Genomic DNA, 7,825 nt, shown 5'->3' on the forward strand with positions numbered 1-7,825 from the left:
ATCTGGCGATGTCCGAAGGCGGGGTCGTTGATGTGGGCTCGATCACGGCGGAAACCCTCCAGAACGACAAAATGATTGAAATTCCAATGAATGATGCACGGCATCGGAGTGTGCCGAAGGCTGGACGGCTCCTGGCGAAAGCCCTGCGCTCTGAAGCCGAAGCGGCGTGCCGCTTTGAGAATGTTGCTCGCCTTGCTGCCGTCGCGAGACACGCCGCATTCGATGCGAAGCCGTTCGAGTGGGATCCAGATGCCATGATGGGCCAGCACCATCGCGAGCGCCGCGGCACCGCATTCGACGGCTTCCATTTGAAAGATAGTCGGCGTCCGCCTGACACCGGCCCGATGCAGCCAGCCACGCATGCGGCGCGTCAGGATCGTCTCGGATCGCGGGCGATTCGGTCTATCCATCTGTCCCCGTGAATTTCTTGATGAGGGGAAGCACGAGGTCGAGCGGTCGCTGGTTCCGGGTCGTGATCTCAGCCGATGCGAGCGTGCCGCTGGTCAAGGTCGTGTCCGGCCCCTTTCCGACCGTCCAGCGATAGCCACTGCTGTTTGCCGGCTCGCGTTGCAGTTCGACCGTTACTCCATAGGGAGGACCGTCATGCGTGAACTGGCTGACAAGACTGTCATTGTGGAGGACGGCGGCCATGCCCTGAGGCGTGACCGGGAAGTCCGACACGGCAGAGACCGTTCCCAGCATGGTGCCGTATTCTTCGCGCTTGATGGTATTGGGGGCGAGATGAACCTGCATGCCGGGCTTGACGGTCTTGCCCTGATTGGCCGGGAGGTAGATCAGCGCCTCGAGCCGAACGCCGTCGTCCTCGATCAGGATCACCGGCGTACCGGCCGCCAGTACCGAGCCGGTCGATATCTTTATCTCGATCACGCGGCCGCTGATCGGGCTGACAATCAAAGAGTTGGTGCCGAGCGAATTCGAAAGCTCGTTCATCTGCCGCCGAGCATTGTTCAACTCGAACTGAGACTGTTGCAATTCACGCCCTCGCTGCGTCTCGAGGTCCGTCTTCTGCAGACGCAGCTTGAGGATTTCGTTCTGGGTATCGTCGCGGCGCTGCTGGGCGTCGGTGAGTTCGAGCCGGCGGTCTTCGTAATTCTTTCGGGTCGTATAGCCCTTGGATAGCAGATCCTCCAGATTCTTGACATCGGTCGCGAGGAGCTGGATCCGCTGCTCGGTCGCTTGAATCACCTTGCCGAAGGCGGCCTCGAGCTTGGCGAAATTCTCGGCCTTGGCAGCCAACTCGGCATTGGTGCGCGCGGCGAGTTCGTCGTATTGGCGCTGCCTCTCTGCAACCACCTCCTTGGAGTTCTCATATCGTTTTTCGATGTCTGTCTGTGCGATCTCGGCGATGGTCTGGCCACGCTCGACATGGTCGCCGACGGTGACGCCAATTGCGGCGAGGCGGCCGGCGGCTGCCGAGACAGCGTCAGCGACGCGGCCGCCCCCGACCAGGATACCCTGACCGGATACCCGGGTGGGCACCCGTCCCAGAATGCCCCATGCAAGTCCCGCTGTTAGTGCAAGGCAGACGACCAGAGTCAGTATCCAGTCGAGCGGTCGGGTGATGGAGACGAGATGGTCCAACTGCTCCGGGGAGGCCGCGCGCTGCAGCGCGGTGACGCGAAAGATACGCTCAGCTCCGTCACTCACGGACAATCCCCGCGGAAATCATTCGTCGTGAAACGCGTTTGATTTCGGATCATATCAGATAATACAGCATCGCGTTCAGGGCACAACCGACGGCGTGCGTCGGATTTATCCGTTCTCGCGATGATCTTTCGCAGACAGCCGTAACCGGCTAGCATTGTCGCTCTTATGCAAAGCAAACGTCGGTCGCAGGCATGGCATATCGCTCGACAGGGCGTGCAATATGGACGCGAGCCCCGGGCTGGGGAGGGCTGCGGCAGATGGCCGGACCGTGGGCGTCAATTTGTCAACGGCTTCTCATCATTGCGGCCATCGCAGTGTGCGTGATGGGCCGAGCGGAAGCCGGTGTCCTAAGTCAGAGCGACTTGCAGAAAGTGGAGGATCTCAGGCCTTTATTTGCCAAGCTGATGACGGATCTCATGCAGACCTCTCAGCGCACCGATGTATCGAGCATGGATGTCGACTGCATCAAGCAGACGATTCAAGAACTCCTGCAGATATCGCAGGAGCTCTCCAGCTACGAGTATCTCATCACGATCGAGAAGGACCTCACCGACTTCGGCGACAATAGTCCCATGCGCGAAGTGTTGAAGTTCGCGATAGAAAAATCGACAAGTATTCTGACGGCGGAACGCAAACGTCTTGTGCAGTTTCCTGAACAGTGCAGCAAACTACCGTTGGCGTTCGGAAAAAACCAGCAGGCGCTACAATTCATAGATGCGACGACAGGCGTCCTGAATTCGATCGGGTCACGGTTTTAGCCGACTGTCCAGTCCTGCCGATGGCCGCCGAATTTGCGTGGGAGCGCCGCCTTGTCCAGCTGACCTTCAGAGACACGCCACGCTGGTCCCCACCCAATGCCAAACCCGTTCGCGATCAAAGCCGCCGATGCGTACGCATCGTCGCAAATGTGCTTGGGCTTCGGCGCGACGCGAGCGAGATCTTTTCTGAGCGGGTCGGCGCAGCGCCAGGTCAGGATTGGGCCGCTTGCGGGATTGCGGAAGCCGACGTGGTCATGCGCTGTCAGCTCGTTGGGAGTTTCGGGCGTGCCACGTGCGTCCAAATAGGCAGGCGAGGCGCAAGCCTTCCAGGAGAACGTGCAAGCCGCCGGGCGACATGGCCGGGTGCGCGGTCGAGCCGGCCAGAGCGGATCGCGATGTCGACCCCTTCGGCCGCGAGAGCGAGGATTTCGTTGCGAAGCTTCACGTCGATCTCGATGTCCGGCCGCTCCCGCAGGAGCTTCCAAATGATCCGGCTTCCCGCAGGAACGCCGCAACGAATTCGCCACGAAATGGGCGAAACCATCGTGAACAAAACGGGATGATACGGATCTCGATACAAGAAAAATCAATAGCTTAGACAATTTGCCGTGCGTTCGGGACGCAGGGGGCGCTGGTTCGAATCCTGCCGCTCCGACCATTTCTCACGTGACAACTCACGCTTTCCCGATTTCACCTCGCATGCGCTGCGTTCGCCCTCAGCGGCGCAATCGAACGAGGTGCTTCCACAATGACCGCGAAATCCCCCCGCACGGCGCCGCCCGCGGCGCGAGCCGCAACGGCGTGGCGTCGCGGCAATGTCGGCCGGCTGCTCAACAACGCGGTGCGACGGTTCGAGTCGCGCGTACTCGAGCTGATGGTGGCGAGCGGCCATCCGGAGTCGCGGATCGCCCATGTCAGCCTCACCCGCAACCTCGACATCGAGGGCACGCGGCTGACGGAGCTCGCGCGGCGCGCCTCGATGAGCAAGCAGGCCATGGGCGAGCTGGTCGATCAATGTGCGGAGCTGGGCCTGGTCACGCGCGCGGCCGATCCGAACGACGGCCGCGCCCGCCTGGTTCGCTTCACGCCGGCGGGCCTGAGATGGCTGCAGGCGTTTGGCGACGCCGTGGATGTCGCCGAGGCCGAGATGCGCAAGGAGCTCGGCAAGGCCGCGATGGATGCGATCGTGGACGGACTGGCGGCCTATGGCGCACGCTTCGACACGCTGGGCGAGTCGATATAGTCAGGTTGCTTGACTAATTTGCGGGACGCCGTAGCATGCCCGGCGAAACGGGAGGCGCGCGATGATCCAACGTCTGACCACGTCGGTCCTGATCGTCGGCGGCGGGCCGTGCGGGCTGATGCTCGCCAACGAGCTGGGCCGCCGCGGCGTATCCGCGATCCTGATCGACGAGAAGCCGGGCACGGCCTTCAATCCGCAGGCCAACGCGACCCAGGCGCGGACGATGGAGCACTACCGCCGGCTCGGCTTTGCCGACGAGATCCGCGGTGCCGGCCTGCCGGCGGACTATCCGACCGACGTGGCCTATTTCACGCGTTACACGGCTCACGAGCTGGCGCGCTTCCAGCTGCCGTCGGCGGCGCGCGCGACCGAACTGATCAAGGGAATGTCGGGCTCGTGGAGCGCAGCAGAGCTGCCGCATCGGGTGTCGCAGAAATTCGTCGAGGCGATCCTGCTCCGCCATGCCCGGGCGCTTGCGGGCATTCAGCTGCATTATGGCCATCGCTTGATCGGCTATGTCAGCAACGACGCGGGCATCACCGCCGAGGCCGAGCGGATCGGCGACGGTGCGCGCATCCAGATCGCGGCCGATGTCCTGGTCGGTGCGGACGGTCCCCGGTCCCGGGTGCGCCAGTCGCTCGGCATCTCCTATGCCGGCACCACTAGCGTACAGCGTGATTTCATGGGCGGCCGCATGCTGGCGGTCTATCTCCGCGCGCCGGAGTTCTACGCTCACATCCCGCATGACAAGGCCTGGATGTATGTCTGCTTCAACCGCGACCGCCGCGCCTTCATGGCCGCGGTGAACGGCCGCGACGAGTTCGCCTTTCATACCCAGCTGCGGCCCGGAGAGGACGAGAGCGCGATCACGGCCGACGACGCGAAAGCAGCGTTCCAGCGCGCCTGCGGCAGCGACATCCCGTGCGAGGTGCTGTCACATCTGACCTGGACCGCGGGCCATGCGCTGGTGGCCGAGAGCATGCAGCGCGGCCGGGTGTTTCTCGGCGGCGACGCGGCGCATCTGTTCACGCCGACCGGCGGGCTCGGCTACAACACGGCGATCGAGGACGCCGTCAATCTCGGCTGGAAGCTCGCTCATGTCATCAAGGGCATCAGCCCGGTGGCGCTGCTCGACAGCTACGCGGCGGAGCGGCGCCCGGTGGCGCTCCGCAACACCGACTACGCCCGCCGCTTCGCCGATTCGCTCGGGCTGTTCGCGGCGGTGCCCGAGATCGAGGATGCGACCGCGACGGGAGAGGAGGCGCGCCGTGCCGCTGGCGCCTATCTCGACCAGCATGCGCGGGCCGAGTTCAACATTCCCGGCATCACCTTCGGCGGACGCTATGACGGCTCGCCGATCATCGTCCCCGACGGCACCCGGCCGCCGTCGGATGCCGCGGACGTCTATGTTCCCAGCGCCTGCCCGGGTGGACGTGCGCCGCATGCGTGGCTCGGTCCAGGCGTATCGCTGTACGACCGCTTCGGCTTCGAGTGGACGCTGCTCCGATGCGAAGGCAGCGATGTCGACGACGTGCGTCTGCAGGAGGCCGCGGGGTCGCTCGGTGCCGACATGCGGATCCTCACGCTGCCGCGCGCCCTGCGCGACCTCTACGAAGCCGATCTCGCGCTCATTCGTCCCGATCAGATCGTGGCTTGGCGCGGCAGCGCCGCGCAGGCCGGCATGTTCCCGCGCGTTCTGGCGCGGGCGCTGGGGCACGCGGGCACCGTGCCGTGAGACGCTGATCGGAGGAGTCATGAACAGCGCGTTAATTGCTTTGATTGTGTCGTTAGAAATCTCGCGCGATTGATTGTGCTGACACAACGATCTCGGACCTTGCGGGTGCGAGGCTGCGCTGAGTGCAACTCGCAAGTCTCAGTCCCGTCATGCTCCGATTCCTCGACCGCTTCCGAATTTCGACCAAGCTCGTAACCGCCACGCTCGGCGGAATGATTTTCGTCCTGATCATGATCTCGAGTCAGATCATGGGCAACGCCAGCATCGACCGCGATCTCAACCTCGCCTTCGACCAGCAGGAGATCGCCAGGCTGGCGATCGACGCCAAGGCCGCGGCGAGGCAGATGCAGCTCGCCGTGCGGGACATTCGGCTCGCAAAGTCGGACGCTGAGATCGGCGCGGCGGAGCAGCGCCTTGCCGACGGGCGTCGTGCAGCCGACACGTTCTGCGCCGAGATGACGCGCAGGTCGGCGTCGGCCGAGAACAAGGGCCGTGTGCAGACGCTGCAGACGGCGATCGATGCCTATGCCGGCGAGGCGAGGCGCATCGTCGCGATCCGGCGGAGGATCGCCGATGACCACGCGGCGGGCAGATCGGCGGATAACGCGGCGCTCGAAGTCGAGGCGGCCGAGCTGGCGCGCAACGTCACCTTGCCGATTGCCAAGACGATCGACGATGTGTCCGACCACATCGTGAGCTTCGCATCGGCGAAGGCGACCGCGGACAAGCGCGCGGTCTGGGCGGTCATCTCCCGATCCGAAACGGTCTCTGTCACCGTGGGCGCCATCGTGGTTCTCGTGCTGGGCGCGGCGGGCCTGATGAGCGTCTTTGCGGTGTCGCGGCCGATCGGCCGGATGGTGCAGAGCATGACCGCGCTGGCAGGCGGCGAGCTGCAGGCTTCGATCACCGGACTCGAGCGCGGCGACGAGGTCGGCGACATGGCGCGGGCGACGCAGGTGTTCAAGACCAGCCTGATGGAAACGCAGCGCCTGCGTGCCGAGCAGGTCGCGGCGGAAGCGCGTGCGGACGCCCAGCGCAAGCAGGACGTCGAAGCCTTCACCGCGGCGTTCGAGAGCGCGATCGGTGGCATCGTCGATCGTGTCTCGTCGAACTCGCTCAGCCTGGAGCAGGCGGCGTCCACGCTCGCGAACACTGCGTCGACCACGAGGGAGCTGTCGACGACGGTGGCCTCCGCCTCGGAGGAGGCTTCCGCCAGCGTCCAGTCGGTCGCGGCCGCGACCGAGGAGATGGCGGCGACCGCGGCCGAGATCGGCCGTCAGATCGAGGGCGCCTCGCGCGTCGCCCAGAACGCGGTGGCGCAGGCGGCGAGCACGGACCAGTCGATGGCCAAGCTCGCCGGTGCCGCGGACAAGGTCGGCAGCATCGTCGGCATGATCACCGCGATCGCCCAGCAGACCAATCTGCTGGCGCTCAACGCCACGATCGAGGCCGCGCGCGCCGGCTCCGCCGGACGCGGCTTTGCGATCGTCGCCTCGGAGGTGAAGGAGCTCGCGGCGCAGACCGCCGAGGCGACCAAGGACATTTCCGGCTACATCGGAGAGATCCAGTCCGCCGCCACGACGGCGGTCGGCGCAATCAAGGAGATCATGTCGACGATTGCCGGCATGTCGGAGATCACCGGCGCCATTGCCGCCGCTGCCGAGGAGCAGGGCAACGCGACCAAGGAAATCTCCCGCAATGTGCAACAGGCCGCGGTCGGCGCGTCGCAGGTGTCATCGGGCATCGTCGAGGTCCAGTCCGGCGCGACCGATACCGGCGCGGCGTCGTCGCAGGTGCTGACGGCGGCGCAGTCGCTGTCGGCCGACGGTCTGCGCCTGAAGCAGGAGGTCGTCGGTTTTCTCGCCCGTGTGCGGACGGCTTGAGCGCGCTCAAAGCTGTCCGACGGGATCGACGGCGGGCATCACCGATCTCGTGGGAACTCCCGGCGCGGCCGCGCACCGAACGGAGCGGGTCCGCGACGGGCATAGGAACAATCGAACGCGGCGAATCTTTCAGTCGCGACGATCGTTTCGAACCCCGGAGATGAACGATGACGAGCAAGACAACAGGTGCCAAACCAATGACGATGATCCCCACCGTCCTCTCAGCATGCGCGTTGACGCTGCTCGTGGCCGGCAGTGCGGCCGCCGCGCCGAAGGGCCAGTCGGCGGCCAAGGACCAGCATTTCATGACGGAGGCGATCGAAGGCGATCTGTCCGAGGTGAACATGGGCAAGCTCGCGCAACAGAAGGGGCAGAGCGACCAGGTCAAGCAGTTCGGCCAGGCGTTGCAGCAGGACCATAGCGAGCATCTCCAGAAGGCGCAGCAACTGGCGAGCCAGAACGGGATGCAGGTGCCGTCGGAGCCTAGCAAGAAGCAGCTGGCCATCTACAACAAGCTCGAAGGTCTCTCCGGCGATCG

8 protein-coding genes are annotated in these 7,825 nt (G+C 64.7%); 5 read left to right on the forward strand and 3 right to left on the reverse strand.

What is annotated here, in order from left to right:
• The coding region (locus BRAS3809_RS20595; RefSeq protein WP_240535727.1) for a cysteine peptidase family C39 domain-containing protein at nucleotides 1-362 on the reverse strand (362 nt) is incomplete at its 3' end.
• Between the two features lie 40 nt (nucleotides 363-402).
• The gene (locus BRAS3809_RS20600) at nucleotides 403-1,668 is read right to left on the reverse strand and encodes an NHLP bacteriocin system secretion protein (protein ID WP_008963972.1); all 1,266 of its coding nucleotides are present in this window, start codon (nucleotides 1,666-1,668) and stop codon (nucleotides 403-405) included.
• Between the two features lie 257 nt (nucleotides 1,669-1,925).
• On the opposite strand from BRAS3809_RS20600, the gene BRAS3809_RS20605 reads away from it, so the two are divergent.
• The gene (locus BRAS3809_RS20605) at nucleotides 1,926-2,426 is read left to right on the forward strand and encodes a hypothetical protein (RefSeq protein ID WP_035657273.1); all 501 of its coding nucleotides are present in this window, start codon (nucleotides 1,926-1,928) and stop codon (nucleotides 2,424-2,426) included.
• On the opposite strand, the gene BRAS3809_RS35035 is transcribed toward BRAS3809_RS20605, so the two are convergent.
• Complete coding sequence (locus BRAS3809_RS35035; RefSeq protein WP_240535728.1) at nucleotides 2,423-3,085, reverse strand: LysR substrate-binding domain-containing protein; 663 nt, start codon at nucleotides 3,083-3,085, stop codon at nucleotides 2,423-2,425. The two genes, BRAS3809_RS20605 and BRAS3809_RS35035, sit on opposite strands and share 4 nt — an antisense overlap.
• Nucleotides 3,086-3,174: 89 nt before the next feature.
• Between BRAS3809_RS35035 and BRAS3809_RS20610 the strand changes: the two genes are divergently transcribed.
• The 4 genes from BRAS3809_RS20610 to BRAS3809_RS20625 form a co-directional block, all read left to right on the forward strand.
• On the forward strand, nucleotides 3,175-3,669 hold the full coding sequence (locus BRAS3809_RS20610) for a MarR family winged helix-turn-helix transcriptional regulator (protein WP_008963974.1): 495 nt from the start codon (nucleotides 3,175-3,177) through the stop codon (nucleotides 3,667-3,669).
• A gap of 61 nt (nucleotides 3,670-3,730) precedes the next feature.
• Complete coding sequence (locus BRAS3809_RS20615) at nucleotides 3,731-5,404, forward strand: FAD-dependent oxidoreductase (RefSeq protein ID WP_008963975.1); 1,674 nt, start codon at nucleotides 3,731-3,733, stop codon at nucleotides 5,402-5,404.
• A 149-nt stretch (nucleotides 5,405-5,553) separates the two neighbouring features.
• Nucleotides 5,554-7,287, forward strand: coding sequence for a methyl-accepting chemotaxis protein (locus tag BRAS3809_RS20620; RefSeq protein WP_008963976.1), 1,734 nt, complete (start codon nucleotides 5,554-5,556; stop codon nucleotides 7,285-7,287).
• A 197-nt stretch (nucleotides 7,288-7,484) separates the two neighbouring features.
• On the forward strand, nucleotides 7,485-7,825 hold a 341-nt coding region (locus BRAS3809_RS20625; RefSeq protein WP_240535729.1), incomplete at its 3' end, for a DUF4142 domain-containing protein.

The organism is Bradyrhizobium sp. STM 3809 (assembly GCF_000239795.1).
Classification (GTDB): Bacteria; Pseudomonadota; Alphaproteobacteria; order Rhizobiales; family Xanthobacteraceae; genus Bradyrhizobium.